This window comes from Bacteroides faecalis (genome assembly GCF_003865075.1).
Lineage (GTDB): Bacteria > Bacteroidota > Bacteroidia > Bacteroidales > Bacteroidaceae > Bacteroides > Bacteroides faecalis.
In genome coordinates, this window is the sequence record NZ_BHWB01000003.1 from 1 (window position 1) to 26,435 (window position 26,435).

At 40.2% G+C, this 26,435-nt stretch carries 24 protein-coding genes; 8 read left to right on the plus strand and 16 right to left on the minus strand.

Annotated elements, in window-relative coordinates:
* The 6 genes from EJF25_RS05415 to EJF25_RS05435 all read right to left on the minus strand — a co-directional run.
* Positions 1 to 249, minus strand: a 249-nt coding sequence (locus EJF25_RS05415; RefSeq protein ID WP_148098085.1) for a hypothetical protein, incomplete at its 3' end; no start/stop codon positions are given.
* The gene (locus EJF25_RS05420; protein WP_125040383.1) at positions 186 to 1,418 is read right to left on the minus strand and encodes a DEAD/DEAH box helicase family protein; all 1,233 of its coding nucleotides are present in this window, start codon (positions 1,416 to 1,418) and stop codon (positions 186 to 188) included. The genes EJF25_RS05420 and EJF25_RS05415, both read right to left, overlap by 64 nt.
* Before the next feature lie 47 nt (positions 1,419 to 1,465).
* The gene (locus tag EJF25_RS05425; RefSeq protein WP_125040384.1) at positions 1,466 to 2,755 is read right to left on the minus strand and encodes an RHS repeat domain-containing protein; all 1,290 of its coding nucleotides are present in this window, start codon (positions 2,753 to 2,755) and stop codon (positions 1,466 to 1,468) included.
* Entirely contained in the window at positions 2,752 to 4,050 is a 1,299-nt protein-coding gene (locus tag EJF25_RS05430; RefSeq protein WP_125040385.1) for a hypothetical protein, read from the minus strand. Before EJF25_RS05430 ends, EJF25_RS05425 begins: the two co-directional genes overlap by 4 nt.
* Positions 4,051 to 4,784: 734 nt before the next feature.
* On the minus strand, positions 4,785 to 4,880 hold the full coding sequence (locus EJF25_RS24830) for a smalltalk protein (protein WP_159106368.1): 96 nt from the start codon (positions 4,878 to 4,880) through the stop codon (positions 4,785 to 4,787).
* A gap of 1,351 nt (positions 4,881 to 6,231) precedes the next feature.
* Entirely contained in the window at positions 6,232 to 6,843 is a 612-nt protein-coding gene (locus EJF25_RS05435) for an HU family DNA-binding protein (RefSeq protein WP_125040386.1), read from the minus strand.
* Between the two features lie 410 nt (positions 6,844 to 7,253).
* Here EJF25_RS05435 and EJF25_RS05440 point away from each other — a divergent pair, with 410 nt between their 5' ends.
* The gene (locus EJF25_RS05440) at positions 7,254 to 9,332 is read left to right on the plus strand and encodes a BT4734/BF3469 family protein (protein WP_125040387.1); all 2,079 of its coding nucleotides are present in this window, start codon (positions 7,254 to 7,256) and stop codon (positions 9,330 to 9,332) included.
* Positions 9,333 to 9,603: 271 nt separating this feature from the next.
* Here the strand turns inward: EJF25_RS05440 and EJF25_RS05445 are convergent, their stop codons facing one another.
* Together EJF25_RS05445 and EJF25_RS05450 are read right to left on the minus strand one after the other, a co-directional pair.
* Entirely contained in the window at positions 9,604 to 10,251 is a 648-nt protein-coding gene (locus EJF25_RS05445) for an HAD family hydrolase (RefSeq protein ID WP_125040388.1), read from the minus strand.
* A gap of 40 nt (positions 10,252 to 10,291) precedes the next feature.
* Positions 10,292 to 11,512 carry a DUF4861 domain-containing protein gene (locus EJF25_RS05450; protein WP_125040389.1) on the minus strand — a complete coding sequence of 407 codons (1,221 nt, stop codon included), beginning with the start codon at positions 11,510 to 11,512 and terminating at the stop codon, positions 10,292 to 10,294.
* A 145-nt stretch (positions 11,513 to 11,657) separates the two neighbouring features.
* Between EJF25_RS05450 and EJF25_RS05455 the strand changes: the two genes are divergently transcribed.
* From EJF25_RS05455 to EJF25_RS05465, 3 genes are read left to right on the plus strand one after another with little or no spacing between them, the layout of a single operon-like run.
* Positions 11,658 to 12,515, plus strand: coding sequence for an enoyl-ACP reductase FabI (locus tag EJF25_RS05455; protein WP_025074255.1), 858 nt, complete (start codon positions 11,658 to 11,660; stop codon positions 12,513 to 12,515).
* Positions 12,516 to 12,519: 4 nt separating this feature from the next.
* Positions 12,520 to 13,524, plus strand: a complete 1,005-nt coding sequence (locus EJF25_RS05460) for a gliding motility protein GldB-related protein (RefSeq protein WP_125040390.1) — start codon at positions 12,520 to 12,522, stop codon at positions 13,522 to 13,524.
* Between the two features lie 43 nt (positions 13,525 to 13,567).
* Entirely contained in the window at positions 13,568 to 14,272 is a 705-nt protein-coding gene (locus EJF25_RS05465) for an SAM-dependent methyltransferase (RefSeq protein WP_125040391.1), read from the plus strand.
* On the opposite strand, the gene EJF25_RS05470 is transcribed toward EJF25_RS05465, so the two are convergent.
* The 3 genes from EJF25_RS05470 to EJF25_RS05480 all read right to left on the minus strand — a co-directional run bounded on the left by EJF25_RS05470 (position 14,238) and on the right by EJF25_RS05480 (position 18,482).
* Positions 14,238 to 15,359, minus strand: coding sequence for a hypothetical protein (locus tag EJF25_RS05470; protein ID WP_125040392.1), 1,122 nt, complete (start codon positions 15,357 to 15,359; stop codon positions 14,238 to 14,240). The genes EJF25_RS05465 and EJF25_RS05470 overlap by 35 nt on opposite strands.
* Before the next feature lie 64 nt (positions 15,360 to 15,423).
* The gene (gene lipA / locus EJF25_RS05475) at positions 15,424 to 16,272 is read right to left on the minus strand and encodes a lipoyl synthase (protein ID WP_125040393.1); all 849 of its coding nucleotides are present in this window, start codon (positions 16,270 to 16,272) and stop codon (positions 15,424 to 15,426) included.
* On the minus strand, positions 16,272 to 18,482 hold the full coding sequence (locus EJF25_RS05480; protein WP_125040394.1) for a S9 family peptidase: 2,211 nt from the start codon (positions 18,480 to 18,482) through the stop codon (positions 16,272 to 16,274). The genes lipA and EJF25_RS05480 overlap by 1 nt, the downstream gene beginning before the upstream one ends.
* A gap of 288 nt (positions 18,483 to 18,770) precedes the next feature.
* Here EJF25_RS05480 and EJF25_RS05485 point away from each other — a divergent pair, with 288 nt between their 5' ends.
* From EJF25_RS05485 to EJF25_RS05500, 4 genes are all read left to right on the plus strand, one after another.
* The gene (locus tag EJF25_RS05485; RefSeq protein ID WP_125040395.1) at positions 18,771 to 19,076 is read left to right on the plus strand and encodes a G protein-coupled receptor family protein; all 306 of its coding nucleotides are present in this window, start codon (positions 18,771 to 18,773) and stop codon (positions 19,074 to 19,076) included.
* Positions 19,077 to 19,337: 261 nt separating this feature from the next.
* Positions 19,338 to 19,706: a BlaI/MecI/CopY family transcriptional regulator gene (locus EJF25_RS05490; protein WP_125040396.1), complete on the plus strand. Its 369-nt coding sequence runs from the start codon at positions 19,338 to 19,340 to the stop codon at positions 19,704 to 19,706.
* Between the two features lie 28 nt (positions 19,707 to 19,734).
* Positions 19,735 to 21,051, plus strand: coding sequence for a M56 family metallopeptidase (locus EJF25_RS05495; RefSeq protein ID WP_125040397.1), 1,317 nt, complete (start codon positions 19,735 to 19,737; stop codon positions 21,049 to 21,051).
* A gap of 3 nt (positions 21,052 to 21,054) precedes the next feature.
* Positions 21,055 to 21,531, plus strand: a complete 477-nt coding sequence (locus EJF25_RS05500; protein ID WP_125040398.1) for a carboxypeptidase regulatory-like domain-containing protein — start codon at positions 21,055 to 21,057, stop codon at positions 21,529 to 21,531.
* A 31-nt stretch (positions 21,532 to 21,562) separates the two neighbouring features.
* Here the strand turns inward: EJF25_RS05500 and miaA are convergent, their stop codons facing one another.
* The 5 genes from miaA to lpxD form a co-directional block, all read right to left on the minus strand.
* Entirely contained in the window at positions 21,563 to 22,471 is a 909-nt protein-coding gene (gene miaA / locus EJF25_RS05505) for a tRNA (adenosine(37)-N6)-dimethylallyltransferase MiaA (protein ID WP_125040399.1), read from the minus strand.
* Positions 22,472 to 22,629: 158 nt separating this feature from the next.
* The gene (locus tag EJF25_RS05510; RefSeq protein ID WP_125040400.1) at positions 22,630 to 23,184 is read right to left on the minus strand and encodes an IS1096 element passenger TnpR family protein; all 555 of its coding nucleotides are present in this window, start codon (positions 23,182 to 23,184) and stop codon (positions 22,630 to 22,632) included.
* Between the two features lie 22 nt (positions 23,185 to 23,206).
* The gene (gene lpxA, locus EJF25_RS05515) at positions 23,207 to 23,974 is read right to left on the minus strand and encodes an acyl-ACP--UDP-N-acetylglucosamine O-acyltransferase (protein WP_125040401.1); all 768 of its coding nucleotides are present in this window, start codon (positions 23,972 to 23,974) and stop codon (positions 23,207 to 23,209) included.
* Positions 23,975 to 23,994: 20 nt separating this feature from the next.
* Positions 23,995 to 25,380, minus strand: a complete 1,386-nt coding sequence (locus EJF25_RS05520) for a bifunctional UDP-3-O-[3-hydroxymyristoyl] N-acetylglucosamine deacetylase/3-hydroxyacyl-ACP dehydratase (protein WP_125040402.1) — start codon at positions 25,378 to 25,380, stop codon at positions 23,995 to 23,997.
* A 3-nt stretch (positions 25,381 to 25,383) separates the two neighbouring features.
* Positions 25,384 to 26,424: a UDP-3-O-(3-hydroxymyristoyl)glucosamine N-acyltransferase gene (gene lpxD / locus EJF25_RS05525; protein ID WP_125040403.1), complete on the minus strand. Its 1,041-nt coding sequence runs from the start codon at positions 26,422 to 26,424 to the stop codon at positions 25,384 to 25,386.
* Positions 26,425 to 26,435 lie beyond the last annotated feature (11 nt).

A 26,435-nucleotide genomic window follows, 5' to 3' on the forward strand; every position in this document is an offset into this window, starting at 1 on the left:
TCGTGACAGCCAAAGCTTTCTCCATGGTGAACTTGTAATAACATCATTGGTCGTCTTCCCCTGATACCGGTTCGTATATTCCGAAGCAGTATTGCGGATATCGGAGAAAGAAAAACCCTTGCTATGCGGTCCCAGATCAATGGCCATCTCCGAAGAATCCCCCGGATTATTGACCACCGTTCCCGTCAGGGCAGTAGTAAGATTCCCATTACTTGCCCCATCCGTAACCACATAGTACGTTCCCGGCATAAGCAGTGGAATATTGATACAAGCACTTTTCGTATTGCTGCAAGCACCACTGCCCGAATAATCATCATTGAAGTACAACACCCGTTGCCTGTCGGAAGAGAACACTTCAGATATGTGTCCGCTACCGCAGAACCACAGGTATTGATCCCTATTCCCATCGGCTGGGTAATGGTAATAAAACGGTAATATACCTCCTTGCCCGCCTTTTCCGGTTGTTTGCTACTCGAAAAGTTGGAAGTACTTCGCGTATCGGTATAGGTAAAGTCGAAAAAACGGCTGCCCACCTCTACCGGATAGGAGAAGTCACTGCCCACAGGCGGGAGAGTCCCACTGAAATTAAAGCTGAACTCGGAAGTTCGAAGGCGCCTTCCCCAGCCATAAATATAATACTCTCCCGGTGAAAGCTCCACTTGCTGGGCATTATTATCCCCACTATTGGAAACACAAATCGTATCCCCGGCAGCATTCATCAGGCTGGACTGCGAATAATCATATTCATCCCAGACCCCTCTTTGCCTTAAGCTCACCTTCATCGGATTTTCTAACGTGAAACGGTAAACAACGTCATGCGTATATCCATCCACCCTCACATCCTTGGCTGAGCGATAGTCATTTCTAAACTGATCGAAATCCTTCACACTGGGAGTCAGATCGAAGTTATCACGAAAGCTCCCCAGCTCAAAAGGATAACAGAAATCCTCTCCCGCAGTACGCTCACCTCCCTCAATCTTCACATCGATTGTTACATCGGGCACAGGAACATTCAAATTACCCGACTGCTCGCCCTCCACTACAAAATAATAGATCCCGGGAGTCAATCCGAACACAATATTGGAGTGCAATTTGTATTCCCACCTCTTACCGGCATCATCCAACAACATAACATTGGTCCAACAGCGGTCAGGACGGGTCACATTAAACCTTACGGTCATTGAATTAGTCAGTGTAATCCGGTAAAAGATCTCTTTAACGCCAAGGTAAGGAGGATAATCCACATCCCAGTAAAAATCATCCCCGAAATCCCCCGTATACCGGCTATCGGTAAATGTAAAAGGGCTGTCATGCGTGCCGATGTCAATAGCTGTGTCCATACGGTGTTGATAAGTCGGTTGCCCGAACATCACTGCCGAGAACAAACCAAACAATAAGATACAAATATATTTTTTCATATGTTTCTTCTTTTTTTAAGTTCTGTTATTGTATTTCATTTCTTGTGTTATTTCCCCAAACGGTAGATATACTGCTGCAACATCACCTTCTGCAAATCGGGATCCACGTAATAGCTGTCCGTCAAGCGGTTATAATGGTCATACTCAAAACGGGTCACTACACCATTCGGGTCCGTCACTCCGGTAAGCCCCTGCACCGGATCGTAATCGTAGAGCGTCACCCTGGCACCCGGAAGTCCGTTCCGAAGAGAAGCGATCTTGTTCAGGATATCATCCGAGGGTTCCACAAAGCCCGACCAGGCATCCAACACATTCGTATCTGTTGCCGAATAGCCCATTCCGACCAACACCTCATCGCGGGTGGCATTTTCAATCTTAGCTATCGGAAAACGGTTAAGACAGCCCCACAGGAAAGTGACGGGAGTGCCATCTTTACCTTTAATTTCAGCTACATTATTGTGACCGTCATAAGCCGTATAAATCACTTCGTCACGAAAGTCAGACATCCGGTCCGTCTTGCTGCGGATACGTTCCGGGAAACAAGTACCATCCTTGAACAGGATGCGGTTCTCACGTGAATGCCCGCCTTCACTATGCTTGTGATACGAAAGGACAGCAGGAAAACCACCCAGAAACTCATATTCATCCGTAACACTAGTACCGTTACTGTTGGCTGTTTCCACCTTCCCGGGTTCCAGCGAAACTCCCGGATTAGAGAAATCGATGTTGTACGAATATTCCTTCGTCGTCACAAGGCTGTCACGACGTCCGTTGGCCGAATAATACTCGGTCGTTTCTTCCTTGCTGAGCACACAGTAGTTGGTCACATCCAGAAAAAACTCAGTCTGCACCTTTGCATTCTCATCACTGGGCGTATAATAATTACTGGCGACAAAAAACTCCTTGCCGCTGAGCGTACTTGTATTCATGTATTTGCGATAACTGTCGGTACCAATCGAAATCAGCCGTACCGGAAGATCGACAAAAACACTCCCGTTGGAAGAGACCCTGGTATTTTCATAATCCGTACGTGAAACCAGCTCATCCTTCCTGAAACAATTCTTACGAATCAAGCGCCCATAAATCTGATAACTATCGGAAGGGTGTCTGGACAGGTCATCCGAAGGTTCCTGCGGATGGGCGGGGAAAGGACGGAACAGTTTGCGCAACTCTTTCTCCGGCTTGTTTTCCAGAAACTGCTTAACCATATCGGTCTGCCCGTCATACCAGCTCAGCACTCCCTCGTAATTGTGTAGCTTCACATGATAATAGTAATCCGTACGGATAGGCTCCATCTCCTCTCCGCTGATTTCTTCGCGGACAATATTATACATCACCGCACTTCCGTTGTTGAACGTAATGTGGAGTGGGGCATGGAACGATACGTGGTCAGGTACTCAAACCAGGTAAAGTCGTTGGTGGGACCTTCTACAAAATTACTCATGCCCGAGCAATAATCCCGTTCGCTGACAATGTGCTTGATGGCGCCACCGCCCCAGATCGGTTCATAACCGGCATTATTCACTTTGGTCAGTCCATACCGATACGATTTAACCGTACGGCGGTTCGTATGCGGATCGGTGGTAACAATGCTCTTTACGCGCAGCCCGCCTACCGGATGAAGATAATTGCGGTACTTGTCCGAACGGTCGGGGTCGCGGAACCCACCGTAATTCCCCTCATACTCGAAAGTCGTCTGTATCCCTTGCGGATCGGTGATACGGCTGAGAATACCGGACGCAGCCCACCCGGCATTCGCTTCCCGGTTCCTGCCCGAATGTTCAAGGATAGTTTCCAGTGTTTTACCTATCCCGTTGGGCACATACACTTTTCTGCGGAAACTGGGAATATTCTTTTCGTCTTCAGTGGCGGTATTGGCACCGTTACAGAACCCCCAGTGGTCTACCGCTACGGTGTAGATGGAAGGGACACTATAAATATTATTATAATGAAACGCATACACCTTTGTTTCTACTCCGGGAGCCGAGACACGCACCGAGTCGAGTTTGGTCAGGGAGGTGGAGCTGTTGTAAAGGCTGATAAAAAACTCGATGGAACGGATCGTTTCACCCCGGGCATTGGTCACATCCATACGGTCGTAAGCATCTGTTGCCGTCACATCGGAACCGACTGTCCTGTAAGAAACTGAAAAGGTGTTACCGAAATAATTAATCTTGCTCAGACGTGCCTCTTCACCACGTCCACCCAGAAATGAACCGCTCGTAGGATAATGCACGCCTGCCTGCGCCTCCGAAAGGGGAGTGAGTTTGGCGTTATAAGGCAACGTGTAGCCGTCAGTGTCAATGCGATAATGTTCGTTGGGCTTTCCGGGCACCAGTTTTGAGAAGACAATCTTGGGAGCACCATTCTGGATATCATTAATGATGATCCGGCTGTCCATGTTAAAATAAGCGCCCGGATGCAGTCGTGTTCGAGTCGTAGTATATTCAAAGGTGACCGGATGACCGGTCTGACGCGGAGAACGGATGGCCGTACACATCCAGCGGGTGATGATATCGTCCGCTTTCTCGTTCACACCGCCAAACTCGTATTTCACGCCGTTGCCGTCGGTGATATCCATACGTGTTCCATGGTAACGGACGTCATCATTGGTTAGGGGGATGCAACGCATGGAACTGAACGACTCTAGGAAATATCCGCTTCCGCCACCATGGGGAAGCTTGTAGACAAACTTGTCCGGTTGCGTGTCGTATTGGTTGTCCACCTGGGCGTTATAATACCTCAACCGCTCCACCTTGTCTGTCGGGACCGGGCTGTTGCGGGTGTTGAACCATCCGTATGTGTCGCTGTCAGCGACACCTTTGACCTCTCGCATGATGGATGGTTCCAGGTTCAGTGTCCATCCCGTACCGGCAAGTCCGCTGCGTTCTTTGGGTTTGAGCCCCGAGGCATGGTAGGATAGGGAGACTGGAATGGTTATTTCTCCTGCTACGATTTCATACAGGGGGATGGTGATGTTGGGAACTCCCGTACAATAGTCTACTGGGTAGGACTGGTACTTCTCCATGGCTGCCGCCTCCGGTGATACGGGGACGATACGGGGAACGTCCAGGCTGATCTCATGAGGTTGTTGCGCGTGTATTCCTAGTAGCGGAAAACAGACGAGTAAAAGAAGCAGGGATAACTTGTTTATGCCGGTTATCCGGCTTATCCTGTTTTTAGAATGGATCGTATTAAAAATATTCATTATTGTCTTGATTTAAATGGGTTTAGTAGTTTATTTGCTAATAAAATCTTGGTAGACAATCCCCTTGGCAGAACCAGGTTCCTATCCGCAGGGGATTGTACCGATGTTTGTGTACCGAAGCTGTTCACAAGATTCTTTGATAGAATCTGTCTACAATGCTACAGGTTCATTGCATTGCCTCCCAGTGCGCCGAGCACTGCCGAAGCTACAGCGATAATCGCTTTGAGGATGATATCCCATGCTGATTTCTTCATTGCCATCATTTTCTTACCTCCTTTCCGGGGCTTTTAAGTGGTTTAATCGGTTTTGTTATGTTCCTGAAAGTGGCTTTCAATCACTGTCAGTTGGTTTACTATTAATTTTCAATCAGTCGTCGATCAACTCCGGATTAGCTCTTTCACTTCGGATACGGATATGTTCCGACCCTTCAGATAGAGCGTACAACTCCCCTTCATAGTAAGGGTGTTTACTACGATCAGATTGATTATTAATAAGTTAGCAGACAATTGCTAGTAATTGAAATGTCTCATTGCCTACGGTGGTGAATGACACGAGGGCGTGTAAAGTTCGCGTCCATTGGAGAATTTGTTGCTACGTAATGGAGCTCTCTCGTTTACCCGCATATCCTGAACTTGCGGCGCCTCAGGTTCAGTCTTGCCGGCATGATTTGTTGATTGCAGCCGTTCTGCATTGTCTCTCAGGACGAAATTATTCGATGTTATATCGGGATTTAATTTGTTCATTGGTATATTATCTTTTTAGTTTCACAAAATGATTTTAATGTTCAATACTCTACTTACTTTATTCCTTATGATTCGCGACTACCGGCAGAGTGTGACAAGCTGCAAGAAATCAAATGCTTCTGTATTGTATTACTAAAAGCTGCGAAGATATTTCAGTCGGTATACTCCTTTTTAATGTTTTTTAGTTGATGGCATAAATAAAAGTAAGTATTCCCGTATCTCAGGTACTATTGAAATGATTCCTGTAAGTACTATGAAAAAATATTGTATAGTATGTATTCATAATCCTGTCTCCTTTCAATAAAGTATTAATTAAATGTTAGTAAAATAAGTCATAAAAAGTGCATGCATGTTTGTGCTCGGCAAACATTTTTTCCTCTATTTATACTAAAGAAGTATTCAACACTGCAAATATACTAACTATATTGTATCATACAAAATATAGGTTAGTATATTGACATCATTTAACTAACTAACATATAACAGGTAATGATTGCTAGTAAGCAAAAATAGATAAGAGAGGATAAAGGAGCTATTGCTATAGGAAGAATAGGGGATAGATAAGAAGATGAAAATGAAGATGAAACTAACCTTTGTAGCTTTCATTAATTAAAAAGAAACTAATACTAACATATTATCCTTTGCGTAATAGTTAGGTGTAACCAGATTCATGTATGATCTACTTTATCTCTAGAGAATATAAAGCGACTATTTATTGTCACTTGTCACTTTTCGGAATTAAGTCTCAGATAATCAATAGTAAAGTGGTGATAATAGACAAGTGACAATAATAGACAAGTGACAATAGAGTGACAATAGAGATTTATAACATTTCTATTGTCACTACTATTAAGCAATTCAGTTATTTAAATATATGATTGTCAGTCATTAAATATAAAATTCGATTACCGGTCCCCCGAGTGGTAAGAATCCCTTTATCCACTAGATTATTGAGTTCCCGCAGTGCTTTTCCCTTCAATAAACCTGTTATTTGAGTATATTCTTTGCGGGTGATGAAGTGATTTTTGGTTAAAAACGCTTGTAGTCGGGAGTACCTTGTTTCTTCCGGTATATTCGACGATTGTTGGAAACCGGACTTGGAACGGGATACCGTTCCTGAACTACGTCTGCGAAACCATTTTGTAGCTCTGAAATTCACATTATCGAAAGAAATGGATACTGAGCGAATCTCTTTTTTATCCATTACCGGACGTGCCTTCAGACTTACCGAGAAATATCCGAATTCTCCCAGTTTAACGTGATAACCTTCACTCAAATAATAAGAAACTTTCTCTTGGAGAGATACCATAATACCAGCCAAATCCCCTTCCGTAAAAGAAGAAGCTTCCGCTATCTCACGGAACAACTGTTTGCTGTCTACCGTCCCTTTCGATACAATTCGGGGATATAAAGGTTGGATTTCCCCGTCTCCATTCTCATTTGGTTTTCTTCGAAAATCATAATCTGCTGCCATTGCATTATTTGTTTTTTGGTTAGTTAATAGAATTGTTATTCAACTGATACTACGTGTAGTAGAACAAATACTAGTAACCTTAATGTACTGACAAGGCTCGACTAATGTTTTTTGTAAGGTGCACGTTCTCGTTTCATGTACGTGAACCATTCGGATGATGTACGTGAACCCAAAGGATCACGTACGTGGAGCGATGGGATTATGTACGTAAAACGATTTTTATCATTGCAAAGATACACTAATTGGAGCTTTAAAACAACTAAATAAACGGTTTGTTTTCTCTTAAATAAAGGGAATTACGCAATTTTATACGCTGAATTTATTCAATTGAAATAAAAAGGTAAAAAGATTGTTTTTGTGCTATTATTTTATTTATCTTTGAAGAACATATAAACATTCAAGAAGAAAAAATGAAGATAACACAAATCAGGGAGAAAGAAGGCGTAGAAGCGTTGAGTATAATAGAGTTTGAATTGTTGAAGGAGAAAATAAAAACAGAGATAAAGACATGTCCGGTCACCGGATTACGCCAGGCCCTGCATTATGTTTTACCCGGAGATACTTGTACGTTAGCTCAAAAGCTTCCTAAAGTAATGCCTGCTGCCGTCTTCGGACGTGTTAATGGCGTAAGGCGTATGAAAACATACAATGGAGTTGTTGAACTAAGTGTCGGTCCGTTGGCTGGAAAGGCAGAAGTCGAGTTAGTGAAGAGAAAAGCGGCGGAACTGCCGCAAACCATGTTTGCCTTTATGGGGTCGAGTGGGAAATCGGTTAAGATATGGACATGTTTCACTCGTCCGGACGGAACATTACCTCAGACTTCGGAGGAAGCGGAGATCTTTCAGGCTCATGCTTATCGGTTGGCTGTGAAGTGTTACCAACCCCAAATTCCTTTCGACATTCAGTTGAAAGAACCTACCTTGGAACAATATTCACGATTAAGTTATGATCCCGAGCCTTTTTATCGGGTGAATTCCGTCGCTTTCTATTTATCTCAACCTTTGGGCATGCCTAAGGAAACAACTTACCGCGAAAAAGCAGTTGCTGAGAAATCTCCTTGGCAACGTATTGTACCCGGGTATGATGCAAAAGACGCATTAGCATTACTTTACGAAGCAGCTTTGCGGAAAACGTTGGAAGAAATGAAGGAAGGGTGGACGCCGGAGACAGATTTGCAACCTTTGGTGGTACAGTTGGCTAGGAATTGTTTTCTTTCCGGTATTCCGGAAGAAGAAGTGACTCGAAGGACTATTCATCGGTATTATGTTGCCGCACAAGCAATGCTGGTCCGGGCGATGATAGGAAATGTATATAAGGAGTGTAAAGGTTTCGGTAAGAAAGACGGACTGACAAAAGAACAATACCTTGCTTTGCAAACGGAAGAATTTATGAATCGACGTTATGAATTCCGCTATAACACACAGGTAGGAGAGGTCGAGTATCGGGATCGTTGTTCGTTCTATTTTCGTTTTCGGCCATTGGATAAGCGGATGCAGAATAGTATCCTATTGGATGCACAAAGTGAAGGTATTGCGGTATGGGATCGTGATGTGGATCGTTATTTGCATTCAAATCGTGTACCTGTTTATAATCCGTTAGAAGACTTCATCTTTCATCTTCCCAATTGGGATCGGAAAGATCGGATAACGGAATTGGCAGCTCGTGTTCCTTGTGATAATCCACATTGGAACATGCTTTTTCATCGTTGGTTTCTGAATATGGTGTTACATTGGCGTGGAGTTGATAAACAGTATGCAAACAGTACTTCTCCCTTATTAGTGGGGGCACAGGGAACTCGTAAATCTACCTTTTGTCGAGATTTGATACCACCCGAACTTCGTGGCTATTATACCGATAGTATTGATTTTAGCCGAAAGCGGGATGCGGAAATGTATCTGAATCGCTTTGCGTTGATTAATATTGATGAATTTGATCAGATAACTCTTACGCAACAAGGTTTCTTGAAACATATTTTGCAAAAGCCGGTAGTTAATCTTCGTAAACCTTACGGAAATTCGGTACAGGAACTGCAACGTTATGCTTCATTTATTGCCACTAGCAATCAAAAGGATTTGCTGACTGATCCTTCGGGTAGTCGTCGTTTTATCTGTATAGAGGTAAAAGATGCTATTGATACGACTCGTCCGATTGACTATCAGCAGTTGTATGCACAGGCGATGTATGAGATTTATCATGGGGAACGGTATTGGTTTGATGAAAAAGAGGAGGATATTTTGAAGCAAAGTAATCGGGAGTTTGAGCAGACGCCTCCTGCTATTCAATTGTTTTATCATTATTTCAAGGCTGCAGGAGATGAGAGGGAAGGAGAGTTCCTTTCTCCGATGGAAATTCTGGATTATTTGCAAAAAAGGACGACTATTTCTTTATCTTCCGGCAAAGCAAATCACTTTGGAAGATTGCTTCAAAAAGCCGGAATACCTTCAAGACACACCAACAAAGGGACTGTGTATCGGGTAGTTAAGTTGTAAAATGAGTTAATGATAATATAGAAATTAGTGGCAATAAAGTGACAATAGAAACTGATATTTTTCTATTATCACTTTATTGTCACTGCCTGTTGTCACTGATTTGCTCCTGATTATTAGTGACTTAACTATGAAAAGTGACAAGTGACAATAAAAAGGACTTATAAATCATAGAGTGCCTTGAGTTCAAGTTGTAACCGTTGGTTTATAATCTAGTATAGAAAATTAATATTAGAGAGAAGCCATTGAAAAAGTGTATTTCCTTATTGAGTTATCAGATATATTCCTTAATCTCCTCGGCAGAATCTACAATATAAGAGGGATTGAACTTTTCCAGTTCAGTTCGTGGACGAAATCCCCACGTAACTCCACAAGCAGTAATTCCGGCATTAGCGGCTGTTTGCATATCTACTCCCGAATCTCCCACATAGAGCACTTCTTTTTTGTCTACGCCGGCTATTTTTAGTATGTCAAGAACAATGGTCGGATCAGGTTTCACATTCTTTCCTTCGCGCTGACCAAACACTGCTGTAAAATGGATTTCGGGGAAATAATGTTCAATCAACTTTTGTGTTGCCGAATGATATTTATTAGAAGCAACGGCTAACTGAATACCGGCAGTTTGCAAATTGGATAATAATTCGGGAATACCGGGATAAGGGCAACTATCATCTGCATTATGTTGATCGTAGTAAGGGATAAATTGCTTGCGGACACGAAGTACATTCTCTTCACTTTTCTCTCCTTCGGGAAGTGCCCGTTCAAAGAGTTTATTGATTCCATTTCCTACCATGAAGTGATATTGGTCAATTTCATGAGTAGGATATCCTAATTTATTTAAAGCATAATTAGTACTATGTGCCAAGTCGGCAATTGTATTGAGTAAAGTACCGTCTAAGTCGAATATAACTAGTTTTTTCATTGTGATTTTGAATGTCAATTATGTGTAACTAAAAATTCATTTACTTAACTTTGATTGTTATCGGATGATCTAATTCTTCTTTCCATTGGCGAAGATAGGCGAACCACGCTTCAGGTGTTTTATATCCGAAAGTCTCTTTCATAGAGGTGAAAGTAGTGTAATAATCGAAATAATTGGCCTGCGGTGCACCAACCGTATACAGATAGTTATCTTTGTCTTTCTCTTCCGATTGAACGTAACGTTGAGGAATACATGTTCCCAGCCCAACCGTTTCTTTGGCATATTTGACAGTATCATTTACGGGCCAGTCTGTTCCCCAACTACCCACTAATCCTTTGTGGTCTGAGTATGAAACAGATCCGATAATATCTTGTACGCCTGTACAGAAAGTTTCATTTTTTAATGGCTCGTCAAAGAAGGCTTCAATATGCAGGTCACGATGTCCGGCATAAAGGGTATAACGTGTCGTCATATTCAATTCCGCACCTTGATATTTCCATCCTGTAACTTCAATCTCTGCAATCACACGAACTGGTCCATAAGATATAATACGTTCGGTACGGGTGTCCACAGGAGTGATATGTGTTGCTTTCTTTCCATTCCAACCTTTGAAAGCTCCCGGTCCGCAACTATCAAATACGCGGAGTACGTCGTCGCCGAATCCTTTTGCTAATTGTGCATCTGTAGGATAGAACTGAGACTCTTTGATTTCAAGACCTTTATTGAACTTACCGTAAATATCCGGTGTCTGTTTCTCGTTGAAGTAAAGACGATACCCAACCAATTCCGACTCCAGAACCGGACCATGCGGACGTATCATATTATAGATATCACTTGAACCGGGCACTGTGATAGATTGTACCGATTGGTGCTTGTTTTTTCGTGGTTCTGCAATAAACATCTCCGAGTAGACACGTGCAGGGTAAGTCTTGGAACTTTTTTCCGAAGAGAGCATGACTTTAAAAGTCTTTTTCCCTTGAGCCGGAAGATCGGTAACGAACACGAGTTCGTCCATCTTGTGATCTCTGTCCATATCATCGAGTTGAGAAGGTATTTCTATATTCTCTTCCGTTACAACGGCTGATTTTATTTTAAATCCTACTTTTAGTTTCTGTAGATTGATAACAACGGCTGCATCTGTCTTTGCTTGTTCCCAGTTATTGCTGACTTCTATGGTGAGTGACTTTTCTTGTTTTTGTGCATTTAGTGGCAGTGAACAACAGCCTATTAAAAGTGCGATGATGATGAAATTTTTTTTCATGATTCGGAAAATGATGATAATACCTTTATGTTTTTATGATGCAAAAATAATTGAAAAAGTGGCAAGGTGTTTACTTATTTGCACACTTTGCGTGTTTTTATGCAGAAAGTTTCTATCTTTGCACAAAATTTAACTGTTATAAGATATGAGTTACAACTTGTTGAAAGGAAAAAGAGGTATAATCTTCGGTGCTCTTAACGACCAGTCAATTGCTTGGAAAGTAGCAGAGCGTGCCGTAGAAGAAGGTGCAACTATTACATTATCAAATACTCCAATGGCTATCCGTATGGGTGAAGTTAATGCATTGGCAGAGAAATTGAATTGTCAGGTCATTCCTGCAGATGCGACTAACGTGGAGGATTTGTCGAATGTATTCAAAACCTCTATGGACATACTGAATGGGCAAATTGACTTTGTTCTTCACTCTATCGGTATGTCTCCCAACGTGCGCAAGAAACGTACTTACGATGACCTTGACTATGGAATGTTGGATAAAACATTGGATATTTCAGCTGTTTCATTTCATAAAATGATTCAGGCTGCTAAGAAGTTGAATGCTATTGCTGATTATGGCTCTATCGTGGCATTGAGTTATGTAGCTGCACAGCGTACATTTTATGGATACAATGATATGGCAGATGCAAAAGCATTGTTGGAGTCTATTGCACGTAGTTTTGGTTACATTTACGGACGTGAACATAGTGTACGTGTGAATACGATATCTCAGTCACCTACTTTCACTACAGCCGGTTCGGGTGTAAAAGGTATGGATAAGCTGTATGACTTTGCAAATCGTATGTCTCCATTGGGAAATGCAACTGCTGACGAATGTGCTGATTATTGCATCGTTATGTTTTCAGATCTTACCCGTAAGGTTACAATGCAGAATCTTTTCCATGATGGCGGATTCTCTAGTGTAGGTATGAGTCTTCGTGCAATGGCTACTTACGAAAAAGGTCTGGATGAATATATGGACGAAAACGGTAATATTATTTACGGATAAAAAGATGAAACTACGGATCTCTCTTCTTGTTGTATTAATAAGTATGCTTTTCACCTCCTGTGGGATAAGCACATGGACGAACGGGCAGAAGGAAGAAGAGATTTCTGTTCTAAGATATGATAAGCTGTTGAGCGAATATGTTCGCTCTAACAGCTTTTCTGCTAAACAAAAATTGATAATGAACTATCAGCAACCTACCAAAATCTTGATAGAAGATGTGTTGTCGATAGGTCAAGTGAGAGATGATGCTATTTCTCAACGCTTGCAGAGTTATTATTCGGACACTACTTTGATTCGTTTGCTGAACGATGTAGATAAGAAGTTTCCTAATCTGAATGCAGTGGAGAAAGATTTGAATAAAGGCTTTCGGAAACTAAAAAAGGAAGTTCCTGAGACGAAAGTGCCGTTTATTTATTCACAAGTGTCGGCATTTAATGAGTCCATCGTTGTAGTTGATACCTTGTTAGGAATCAGCCTTGATAAATATATGGGGGAAGATTATCCTCTTTATAAGCGTTTTTATTACGATTATCAGTGCCGTTCCATGCGTCCGGAACGAATTGCTCCGGATTGTTTTGTGTTCTATCTCTTGAGTCGTTATGGGCTGGATTATCATGAGGGTACATGTTTGATCGACAGGATGCTACATTATGGAAAGATTCATTATGTGATGCAGAGTCTGTTGGATTATGACAATATCGGTGAGGCAATAGGGTATTCTGAAGAAGAGCATAAATGGTGTAAGGAACATGAAAAGGATATTTGGAATTATATTCAGACTAATGATCACCTACATGCACGCGACCCGATGATTATCCGGTATTATATGCAACCGGCAGCGGCTATCGATATGTTGGGTGAACAAGCTCCGGCATCGATTGGCACTTGGATGGGAGCACAGATTATTGCTTCTTATATGAAGAAGCATAAAGAACTCAAACTGAAAGACTTGCTGGAAATAACCGATTATCATAAAATGCTTAAAGAATCCGGTTATCTGGCTTCTTAACTATATCCAGTTTCATTCTTCATTCTTAACTCTTTATTAAAAAATGGAAACTGCTCTTTATCTGTTACCTGTTACGTTGGGTGATACATCCATTGAGAAGGTGTTACCTTCCTATAATGCAGAAATAATTCGTGGTATCCGGCATTTTATAGTCGAAGATATCCGTTCGGCTCGTCGTTTTCTGAAAAAGGTTGATCATGATATCGATATTGACTCATTGACATTCTACCCATTAAACAAACATACTTCTCCTGAAGATATTTCCGGCTATTTGAAACCATTGATCGGAGGTGCTTCTATGGGAGTAATTTCCGAAGCGGGTTGTCCCGCAGTGGCCGATCCGGGAGCAGATGTTGTTGCCATTGCACAGCGTAAAAAATTAAAAGTGGTCCCCTTGGTCGGACCTTCTTCTATAATTCTTTCTGTGATGGCTTCGGGATTTAATGGTCAGAGCTTTGCATTTCATGGATATCTGCCGATTGAACCGGGAGAACGTTCGAAAAAACTGAAAGCTTTGGAACAACGGGCTTATACTGAAAACCAGACACAGTTATTTATTGAGACACCTTACCGTAATCATAAGATGATAGAAGATATCTTACAGAATTGTCGTCCTCAGACTAAACTCTGTATTGCTGCTAATATCACTTGTGACGATGAATATATACAAACTCGTGCAGTAAAGGATTGGAAGGGAAATCTTCCCGACTTATCTAAGATTCCTTGTATTTTTCTCTTATACAAATAACATCTTTAAGGTGCTCGTATTCCTCTTCGAAGCAGCTGCTAAAGAAGCCTTTGTCCAAATTTTCCTCTATCTGTTTGAAACTCCATAATTTGCTGTTCTTAAAGCGTGGGCTGCAAAGTATGGAATCGTCTTCTATATCTACTATGAATAGGTAAATAAGGCGGTTGGTTACTTCATTCTCAAAGTGATAGACGATATTAAATTTAGGTTTGATTGATTGATCCACATGAGGAAAGGCGTTATTGAATAAGCGGGTGACACCGTCTGATAAAGATTCACCAAAACGGAGATAACATTCCATGGGTATATCGGTTTTGCCTTTATCCAATATGGCAGTCATCGGTCGGTCACAGAGAAATAACATTCCGTGAGTGGAAACGGCTATTCTGATAACAGGGTTTATATATGCATTCTTATAATTGATTGCTTCAATGGCAAGGCTTTTTCCTATCACGTCTCCTTTGGTATTTACAATAGGAACATATTCGGTATGAGCCATTAAATGATTGAAATACCGGATGGCAATTTGATTGAACAAAATACTGATAATAAAGACACAAGGGGGAAGTATCCTATAAAGAATAAGCATACTTGTTCGAGTCTCAGTATCTTGGCAAACAACTACAATGCTGATAATTAAGAAATGTAAAATCCCGAATATTAGAGCAATACGGGCAGAAACTATAGATGATTCCGCCCCTTGGGCATATAAACGTTTGTTACAAGAACCTATTTGTCGCAAAAAATGATTGATAAATCTTTTTTTGTGCATATAGAGTATCAGCATGGGAATAAGAACACTTACTTCCAAAGTAAGTGGAAGAGCTCCCTTAGGAACAAAGTCGCCCGGAATAAACGTGGCAAGTGTCAGCAGGGATAATATTCCGGTCGATATATATAGAATGAAATTAGGTATTAGTATACCTTTGCGATGAAGCAATAGGTAGATACCCACGATACCCAAACCTGTACCAATGTAAATTGCCGTGTCTTGCGTTATAAATTCACACAGTAAAATGGAAATAATAACGGGGATAAAACCCAATGACATGTTAAACGCTGAAGATAGTACTCCTTTATGCTGCATCTCTCTTGTATTATTATTTGCCGGTGTTATACATATAGAACAAATAGCGAATGTGTTTTGTTTTCTATCGTATATGTTTCTCTGCATGATAGGATGAACGAACAAGTGGAGCACTCTCTACAATGTTAAATCCTTTTTCTAAACCGATTGTTTTATAAATAACGAATTGTTGAGGGGGGACATACTCTGCAACCGGATAATGACGATGACTGGGTTGTAAGTATTGTCCAATAGTAAGTATTTGGCAACCGACCTTTAATAAATCGTCCATCAATTCTTCCACTTCTAGGGGAGTTTCTCCCAAACCTACCATAATACCACTTTTCGATTTAATGCCGCTTTGTGAAATATGTTCAATGACTTTCAAACTAGTGTCATAATTGGCTGCGCTACGTACTAACGGACTAATACGTCGTACCGTTTCCATGTTATGAGAGATGATGTCAGGGCAGGATTCAATGACCAAATCTAATAATTCCATCTTTCCTTGAAAATCAGGAATAAGCACTTCGATAGTTGTTTTAGGGTTCAGACTTTTAATTTCCTGGATTGTTTTTGCCCAGTGGCTAGCTCCTAAATCGGGTAGGTCATCCCGATCGACAGAGGTAATAACTGCATGGTCGAGTTTCATCAAAGTGATGGATTCGGCAACATGAGTAGGTTCGCTATTGTCCAGAGGTTGAGGATGACCTGTTCGCGTGTTACAGAATTTGCAGCTGCGGGTACAAATGTCACCTCCAATCATAAATGTTGCTGTCCCCTTTCCCCAACACTCACCCATATTAGGGCAACGCCCACTGCTGCATATCGTATGCAGGCAGTGGGAGTCTACGATTCGTTTTGTTTCAGTATATCGTTCGTTAGCACCGATATTGATCTTCAGCCATTCAGGCTTACGTACTCTATCAGTCATTACAAGTTATTCAGGAAAAAGTTAGTTATCCGGTTATATAAATGCTGGCGAGTGTTTCCACCATATATGCCATGGTTACGATTCGTATATATCTGCATGTCGAATTGTTTCCCGAGTTGTACTAATTGCTCCGCATATTCTGCACAGTTCTGGAAGTGAACGTTATCATCAGCCATACCATGTACGAGCAATAAATTGCCATGTAGCTTGTCGGCCCGAGTGAATGCAGAAGATTCTTTATATCCTTCCGCATTTTCCTTTGGAGTACGCATAAAACGTTCGGTATAAACTGTATCATAGAAACGCCAGTCGGTTGGAGCCGCAACAGCTACTCCTGCTTTAAATACCGGAGTTCCTTCACTCATACTCATGATAGTCATATAACCACCGTAACTCCAGCCCCAGATTCCAATACGATCTTTGTCTACATATGGCTGTTTGCCCAGATAAAGAGCTGTTTCTACCTGATCTTTCGCTTCTTTTACACCAATTTTTAGGTAAGTACATTTTTCGAATGCTTCTCCACGACCTCCGGTTCCACGACCATCTACACATACTACGATATAACCGAGACTTGCCATATAAGTTTCCCAACTGATTTCCCAAGTGTCGAGAACTTGTTGAGAACCAGGTCCGCTATATTGGTACATAAGCACCGGATATTTCTTTGAAGCACTGAAATCAACAGGTTTCATCATCCATCCATTGAGTGATACACCATCTGTTGTTTGGAAAGAGAAGAATTCCTTTTTCGGTATGGCATATTCTGATAAAGCCTGTTTCAATGGATCATTGGTAATGAGTGTTTTTAATGTTTTACCAGTGTTATCATTGAGCGTGATGAGTAATGGAGTATCTAGGTTCGAAAACTTATTCATATAATACTTCATCGTTTTACTGAAAAGTGGAGTATTTGTGCCCACCTGTTGAGAAAGCTTTATCTTATTCCCTTTTTTATCTATTTTATAGACTGCTTTACGTAATGGGCTTTCTTCGTTACTGGTAAAATAGAAAGAACCATCTTCTTCACTATAGCCCAGAAAGTCCTTGACTTCGAACTTACCATTCGTTACTTTCTTTATCAGGTTACCGCCCATGCTATACCAGTACAGATGACTGAATCCATCACGTTCGCTAAGCAAGCTGAAATTATCCGGATAGAACTGTATATTATCTAATACATTCTCCTTTATATAATAAGGTGATTCATCGCGTAGAATTAATTTGCAGAGTGTTGAGCGGGGATCTGCAAAATAAAGATCGAAACGATCCTGATGACGGTTTAATGTCATAATAGCTAGTTTGCTGGCATCCTTCGTAAAGCGTATACGGGGAATATATGCGTCTGGATCAATCGGGAGTTTCATAGTACGGGTAACGTGAGACTTAATGTCATAAGTACGCACTTCTACTTTAGAGTTGGGATATCCGGCTTTCGGATATTTATAACTGTATTGGCCCGGATAATCTTTTAATGCATCGATACGGGGAGCTTCTCCGGCGAAAAGGGGGAAAGAGTAGGAGGGAACTTCCGATTCATCGAAACGGATAAAAGCAATCATGGTATTATCCGCACTGAACTCTAAAGCACTATTGAATCCGAACTCTTCTTCATATACCCAATCCGGTACACCATTGATAATTGAGTTTGCTTTCCCATCTTCAGTAACCTGACTTTCACTGTTGCCATAAAGCATTTTTACGAGGAAAATATTGTTGTCTCTGACAAATGCAATCATTGTCCCGTCCGGAGAAAAGACGGGGGCCTGTTGAGGCCCACCGTCAGACAGCCGTTCAATTATGTTGTTTGTCGTAACTCCTTTGTCATTGCGTTTCAAAGGGTAAATATAATGTACAGCTGTGTAAGAACGCCGATAAATCGGGGTTGTTTGGGTTGCAATCAATAATTGTTTTCCGTCCGGAGAGAATTGATAACTGTCGAAGCTCTTGAAATCACATTCACGAGCGGTATTTACATCAAAGATAACTTCTACTTTTTCTCCTGTACGGAAAGAGTACTTGATGATTTGTGTTCTGTTGGCATTCATTTGTGTGTAATGTTCACCATCAAGCATTGGGATTACTCCTTGGATGTTTTCCGTACGGAAACGTCCGGTGGTAATATCTTTAAGATCAAGTGCCTTTTGTCCTTGTGCCATTCCGGCGAGACTGAGAAGGCAAAAGAGCAGGGCCAAACTTACTTTTCTCATTTTATGAATCGTTTTATATTTTATTTTTAGTGGATACGGTAAAATTCAATGTTGCAAAAGTAACAATAAACTTAGATACCTCAAAGTACGAGCTCTTTTTTAGTCTGTGATAACCTCTTGTTTTCTTTACTTTTATGTTTGTTTAGTATCCAATTGCGGCTATTTAGTTGATTTGGCGGTGATGACTTTCGATTTTTTTTGTAATGTGACTGAATTTTATAAGTACTCAGTACGGATTATAAAAGAGATTCAATATCTTTGTGAAAAGTACTTTAAATAATGACCGCTATGAATTCAAAAAGAAAAGATTTACAGTATGCTTCCGTTTTTCTATTGGCAGTAGTATTGACCTTCTTGATGGGAAAAGGTGATAATTTGTGGCTAGTCTCATGGGGTGATTTGATTCCTAGTTTGTTTGTGCTATTTATTGCAGGTGATTGTTTGCATAGTTCTTTGCTTCGCATAAAAAGTGGGGAAGAAGGAATGAAAGCTCGTTGGAGTACTTGTTTTACATTTTTAGTATTTGGAGTTGTGTTTATTGGTGATCTGTTTTTTATTGGAAATTTTATTATAGATAAACTCCAGGGATACTAATTGTACATTGTATTGCAATAAATATCAAATAAATTAAGCGTATCATTTTCTTAATGGTGCTTCAATATCACGGGAATATAATCTTCATTTAATATCTTATTGTTTTATTTATAGGTATATACATATCCGCGTTTTATACCATGATCTTTCCAACTTGAATTAAATTAAAGAGATAAACTAAAAGCTTTAGTTTTATTTAACTATAAAAATTAGTTTATGAACTAAAAACTCTCGTTCTTTGCGGGAAACAAAGTAGAATATATGAAAGGACTGACAGCAAAAGAAGAAGAAATCATGGGGCTTTTCTGGGAGAAGGGCCCTCTGTTCGTGAAAGAAATGTTAGCGTTCTATGAAGAACCTAAACCGCATTTCAATACACTCTCTACCATTGTACGTGGATTGGAAGATAAAGGATTTCTAGCTCATTTTATTTTTGGTAATACTTATCAATATTATGCGATTGTTAGTGAAGAAGAGTTCCGGAAAAGAACATTACGGAATGTAGTTAGCAAATACTTTAATAACTCTTATTTGAGTGCTGTTTCTTCACTTGTGAAGGAAGAGAATATTTCATTGGAGGAATTGAAACAGCTGATTGCTGAAGTAGAACAGGCAAATCGTAAGAAATAAGGAATTTACTTAAGTATAAAATAATGCTATGGAACTCTCATTTTATATATATATTCTGAAATCGGCAATCTGTCTGTCATTATTTTATTTATTTTACGGTTTTCTGTTAAGCAAGGAAACGTTTTATCGATTCAATCGGATGGCATTATTAGGGATATTATTTTTATCTCTCTCTGTTCCTTTAATAGAAATAACGACAACTCAGCAGACAGAAATATATCAAGCAGTGCAGACTATTGAGCAATTTTGGGTGACAGCAGAAACAATGAATTCTGTAAAGGTTATAACTGCGCAACCGAAGGATATTTCTATAACTTGGACACAAATCTTATTATTTGTTTATTTACTCGGAATCCTGTTTTTCTCATGTCGGAATCTATATTCTTTATCACGTTTATTGTTATTGATAAAGTCCGGAAAACGCGAAAAATTAGAAGGAGGAATCACATTAATTGTGCATGAGCGCAAAATTGCACCCTTCAGTTGGATGAAGTATATTGTTATCTCCCGGAAAGATTTGGAGGAAGATGGTAAAGCTATTCTTCTTCATGAAATGGCTCATTTACATAACCGACATTCAATAGATTTACTTCTAGCTGATATTTGTGTTTTTTTCCAATGGTTCAATCCCGGTGCATGGTTGTTGAAACAGGAACTGCAGAATATTCATGAATATGAAGCAGACGAAACAGTAATCAAAAAAGGGATAGATATAAAAGAATATCAATTATTATTAATCAAAAAAGCTGTTGGCACAAGGCTCTACTCTATGGCCAACAACTTTAATCACAGTAAACTTAAAAAACGTATCACTATGATGTTAAAAGAAAAATCAAGTCCATGGGCACGTTTGAAGTATATATATGTACTTCCATTAGCAGCCTTTGCAGTGGCAGCTTTTGCCCGTCCCGAAATCTCAGAAAAAGCTGAAGAGGTTTCTGCCGTCAAAGTTAATGATTTTGTTGCAATTTTCGATGCAAAAGTGGAGAAAATAAGCAATGATAAAGATTCACTAAAGCAAAAAATAGCAGGCTTACCATCACATATGCCTTTGGCCTATTCTGCAGATTCACTCGCAGTCAGTGAAGAGTCATGTGTATTATATGCTCCTACCATAAATAAGATGAGATCAGATGGTAAAAAGCCGTTGATTATCATTGATGGAAAAGAAGCAGTGGGAGATGATCCATTCTCTAAAATCTCTCGGGATAGTATAGCAAGTCTTACTGTTTTACAAGATAAAGCTGCCCTTGAAATGTATGGGGAGAAGGGGAAAGATGGTGTTTGGATAATAGAGTCGGTTACTAATAAGAAACCTATAACTGCCCATGTGAAACAAGATTAGCACATGACGAATATAGTGAGTGAAAAGAATGCTGCCCGAGATGGTAATGGGAAATATATTGATACTAAACAAATGGCTTCTTTAGGGATGGTTGACAAAGAACCTATTTATATAGTTGATGATAAAGAAGTTTCTGAAAAAGATTTGATTTCCATCTCGGCCAATGATATCAAAGGATTAAATGTCTATAAGAGTTCTGATGGTAAGAGGGTATTTGAGTTTGATACCAAAAATAATGTTTCTACTTATGTAACAGTGCGTGGATTGGTCAAAGATACAGCTGGAAATACTCTTCCAAAAGCTAAAATTAACGTAAAAGGAGGTGCTGTAAAAGGAACTGTAACTGACGAAGAAGGATATTTTGTATTGAGAGTTCCTAAAAATGGAATTCTTCAGGTAAGTTATAAGGGTATGGCTACAAGTACATTAAATGCTTCTTCACAATTAATGGTAACTATGAAAAAAGAGGAAAGTAGATAATAAAAAAGCAAAGAGATTGTATAAGTTTATATTAAAAAAAATAATCTGAAGATAGGCGGAGATATTCAAGTATCTCCGTTTCTTGTTCTGGATGGAACCAACGTATTTCTTCATCTCTTTTAAACCAAGTCATTTGTTTACGAGAGTAAATACGTGAATTCTGCTTGATTTTTTCAATTGCAAAAGGTAATTCCCATTCACCGTCCAGATATTTGAATATTTCTTTATAGCCAACTGTATTGAGTGAATTTAGATGGCGGTAGGGGAGAACAGACTTTACCTCTTCCAGTAATCCTTCTTCCATCATCAGATCAACGCGTCTGTTGATACGGTCATAAAGTTCTTCACGATCACGAGTCAGGCCAATTTTCAAAATACGGAAAGGGCGTTGTTTTTTCTTTTGAGTACGGAAAGACGTATAGGTTTTGCCAGTCATATAACAGATTTCTAAAGCGTGGATCACTCGTTTGGGATTTCTCAAGTCTACAATACGGTAATATTCCGGATCTAACAAACGTAGTTCTGCGCAAAGCCTTTCAAGTCCTTCTTCTTCATATTTCTTCAATATTAGTTGTCGGGTTTCCATATCAACTGTAGGAATATCATCGATACCCTTACATATAGCGTCTACATACATCATTGAGCCTCCGGTAAGAATCACGACTTCGTGTTGAGTAAATAGACGAGTCAGAACTTCCATCGCTTCTGTCTCATATTGAGCTGCACTATAATAATCGGTCAGATGAAGAGTACCTATCAAATGATGAGGTACACGTTGGAGTTGGTCGGTTGTGGGAGCAGCTGTTCCTATTTTAAGCTCTGCATATAATTGTCTTGAATCAGCCGAGACAATACTAGTATGGTAATGTTCTGCCAGCCGCAGACTTAATTCTGTCTTTCCTACACCGGTTGGTCCGATTAATACAACGAGAGTGGGCATAAAATAAATGAAGAATGAGAATTGAGGATGAAACTGAGGAAAAATAACTTAATATCTTTTAGTTATGAATTACACGAATAATGTGTTAATTTCATTCGTGTAATTCGTAACTAATTATGTGATTATCGAAGTGCTAAAAATAGATTAATTCTTTCTTGTTAGAACTTTTCTTCGTCAAAAGAAGTGCTTGCATCACCACCTATGTCGAAGCCTTCCTGATCAAAGTCTTCCATGTCAAAATCTTGATCACCGTAGAAGTTTTCGTCAAGGTCGAGCGAGCCACTGCTAGTAGCCATTTCTTCAAAATCTACAGTTTGCTTGGGGGCATTACCAGTTTTTACGGTGCATTTGGCACCATCCATATCTTTTCCTGTGATGATTTCGGTCAATTCAATAAAGAAACAGCGTTCTGTCATGTAGTCGAATACATAAAGCAGTTTTTGTTTTTCATCTTCCACTAACTCATTGATAGCAGTTTCTTTCATTACCCAATTATCTATTTCAGGATTATCATCCATCTCTTCCAAGGTCACTTCTTTTTCTTTTTCCCAATCTTCATCGCAGATAAAGAAAGAAGTCATCTGATCATTTGTATAACCTACTGATTTCAGTATTGCTTCATGGAAGTCAAAAAATGTAGCTTCCGGATCAATTTGTATTTCTCTGACAAAATCGTCAATTTCATCAGATATAATGGTAAATCTGTATATCATAATATGACTATTTTGAACTGTTTTATTTTATAATTCCACGCTCTGAGCTACGGATAAAATTAACAATATAATCAATCTCCGGACTCTTTTCAAATTCATTTTCGATCTTCTTCAATGCATCAGTCGTATTCAGACCGCTTTGATAGATAATACGATAAGCATTGTGGATACTTTCAATCGCTTCATTAGAAAATCCCCGACGACGGAGACCGATAATGTTGATTCCGCAGAAAGCAATTGGTTCACGTCCCGCAATGATATACGGAGGAATATCTTTGCTAAAACGACATCCTCCTTGAATCATCACATGACCACCCACATGACAGAACTGGTGCATCAGTACGTTAGCGCTAATAATAGCGTTGTCATCAATTACAATTTCTCCTGCCATTTTGGTAGAATTACCAATGATGCAACCGTTACCGATTAATGCATCATGAGCAACATGCATACCCTCCATCAGTAAGTTATTGCTACCTACAATTGTACGCCCTTTAGCGGCTGTACCGCGGTTGATTGTTACATTCTCACGAATCAGGTTGTTATCTCCTATTTCCGCAGTGGTTTCTTCTCCCTGAAATTTCAGATCTTGAGGAATGGCTCCAATAACGGCACCCGGAAAGATTGTATTTCCATTACCAATGCGTGAACCATATAAAATATTGGCATTAGCCATGATCTTATTATTATCGCCAATTACCACGTTTTTATCAATAAATACAAAAGGCGCAATTTCTACGTTTTCTCCGATCTTTGCTTCGGGATGAATATACGCTAAGGAACTTATCATCTTAAATACTTAATTATGAATTACTTGTTTTTTACTATCTGTGCCATAAATTCTGCTTCGCAAACTACTTTCTCGCCAACAAATGCATATCCTTTCATTGTAGAGATTCCCCGACGGATCGGAGCTAGTAATTCAACACGGAAAACTAATGTGTCTCCGGGAACTACTTTCTGGCGGAATTTAACTCCATCTATTTTCATGAAATAGGTAGAATAGCGTTCCGGTTCGTCTACAGAGTTTAGAACAAGTAGCCCCCCAGTTTGTGCCATTGCTTCAACTTGAAGTACTCCTGGCATTACGGGCTCTTGCGGGAAATGTCCCTGGAAGAAGGGCTCATTGCCTGTAACATTCTTAACACCTATGATGTAGTTAGCACCGATTTCGATCACCTTATCCACCAATTGGAATGGATAACGATGTGGCAATAATTCACGAATACGGTTTACATCCATCACTGGTTCACGATTGCAATCGTAAGTTGGTGCCTGAATTTCGTGCAGACGGATTTCTTTTCTCATCTGGCGGGCAAACTTATTGTTAATTGTATGACCGGGACGAGTAGCGATAATACGGCCTTTGATTGGTTTGCCTATCAATGCGAGGTCACCAATTACATCCAGCAGTTTATGACGGGCACATTCATTCGCCCAAACCAGTGGCTTGTGGTTGATGTATCCCAGTTGGTTAGCATCCATGTGAGGTACTCCCATGATGTCTGCCAGCTTATCATAACTTTCCTGCGACATTTTGCGTTCGTAGATAACAATTGCATTGTCCAAATCACCTCCTTTGATTAAGCCTGCAGCAAGAAGAGGTTCTATTTCGCGAACAAAGACGAATGTACGGCTGGCAGCCACTTCGTCTTTGAACTTGTTCATATCTTCAAGTGTAGCAAACTGATTCGGGATAATCATTGAATCATACGAAACCAGTACGTTCAAACTAAAATTCTCGTCAGGTAATACAATGATCGAGGAACCGGTCTCTTCGTCACGAAATTCAATTTTCGATTTGATGATATAAAAGTCTTTAACAGCACTTTGTTCTACTGTTCCTACACGTTCTATTTCTTGAACATAATATTGTGCACTACCATCCAGAATGGGAAATTCCGGACCATTGACCTGGATAAGACAGTTATCAATGCCCAATGCGTAGAGGGCTGCCATACCATGCTCTATAGTGCTTACCTTAACTCCGTTTTTTGATAACACAGTACCACGAGTCGTTTCTGTTACGTTGTCGGCTACTGCATCAATAGTTGGTTCTCCTTCCAGATCAATACGTTGGATTTTATATCCATGATTATCCGGGGCAGGATTGAATGTAACAGTGAGATCAAGTCCAGTGTGAAGACCTTTCCCGCTCAGTGAAAAGCTATCTTTCAGCGTTTTTTGTTTCAGCATTGGTTACTTATTTAATTGTTGTTTTAATTCTTTCAATTCCTTGCGTAGGTTATTCAGTTCTGTGTACATGTCCGGCAATTTCTTTGCCATAACAGCAGCCTTGAAGTAGGGCTTGGGTTCCATAGGAGGTGTTCCGATAAGTACACTATCCGGTTTGATACTGCTTGGCACACCGGATTGTGCTCCTAAATTGACACGATCGCCTACTTTAATATGTCCGGCAATACCTACTTGTCCACCAAACATACACCATTCTCCAATTTTGGTTGAACCGGCAATACCTACCTGAGCAGCCATAACTGTGTGCGAACCGATTTCGTCATTATGTGCAATCTGCACAAGATTATCTATTTTAGCACCACTATGTATCACTGTAGCTCCCATTGTTGCACGGTCTATACAAGTGTTGGCGCCTATATCAACTTTATCTTCCAGAATGACAATACCTATCTGCGGAATCTTATCATAACCGTTTGATGTGGGAGCGAAACCAAATCCGTCTGCTCCTATTACAGCACCCGAATGCACAATACATTCATTACCGATGCGACAGTCATGATAAACATTTACATTAGAATAAAGCAGGCAACTGTTGCCTATTTTCACGCCATCTCCAATGAAAGTATGTGGATAAATCTGGGTATTATCACCAATAATGGTATTTTCGCCGATGTATGCAAAAGCACCTATATATACGTTCTCACCAATTTTGGCACTAGGTGCAATAAAAGCCAATGAATCGATTCCTTGCTTTTTAGGCTTACTCATTTCGTAGAGGTTGAGCAACTTTGCAAGGCTTTCATAAGCATTGTCTACTTTGATAAGAGTTGTTTTAATTTCTTGCTCGGGAACAAAGTCCTTATTTACCAATACAATACTGGATTGTGTATCGTATATGTAAGGTGTATATTTAGGGTTTGATAGGAAAGAAATAGCTCCGGGCATTCCTTCCTCAATCTTGGCGAATGTATGTACCGTTGCATTTTCATCTCCTACGATTTCCCCTTGGATAAATGCTGCAATTTGCTTAGCCGAGAACTCCATGTCTTTTTTTA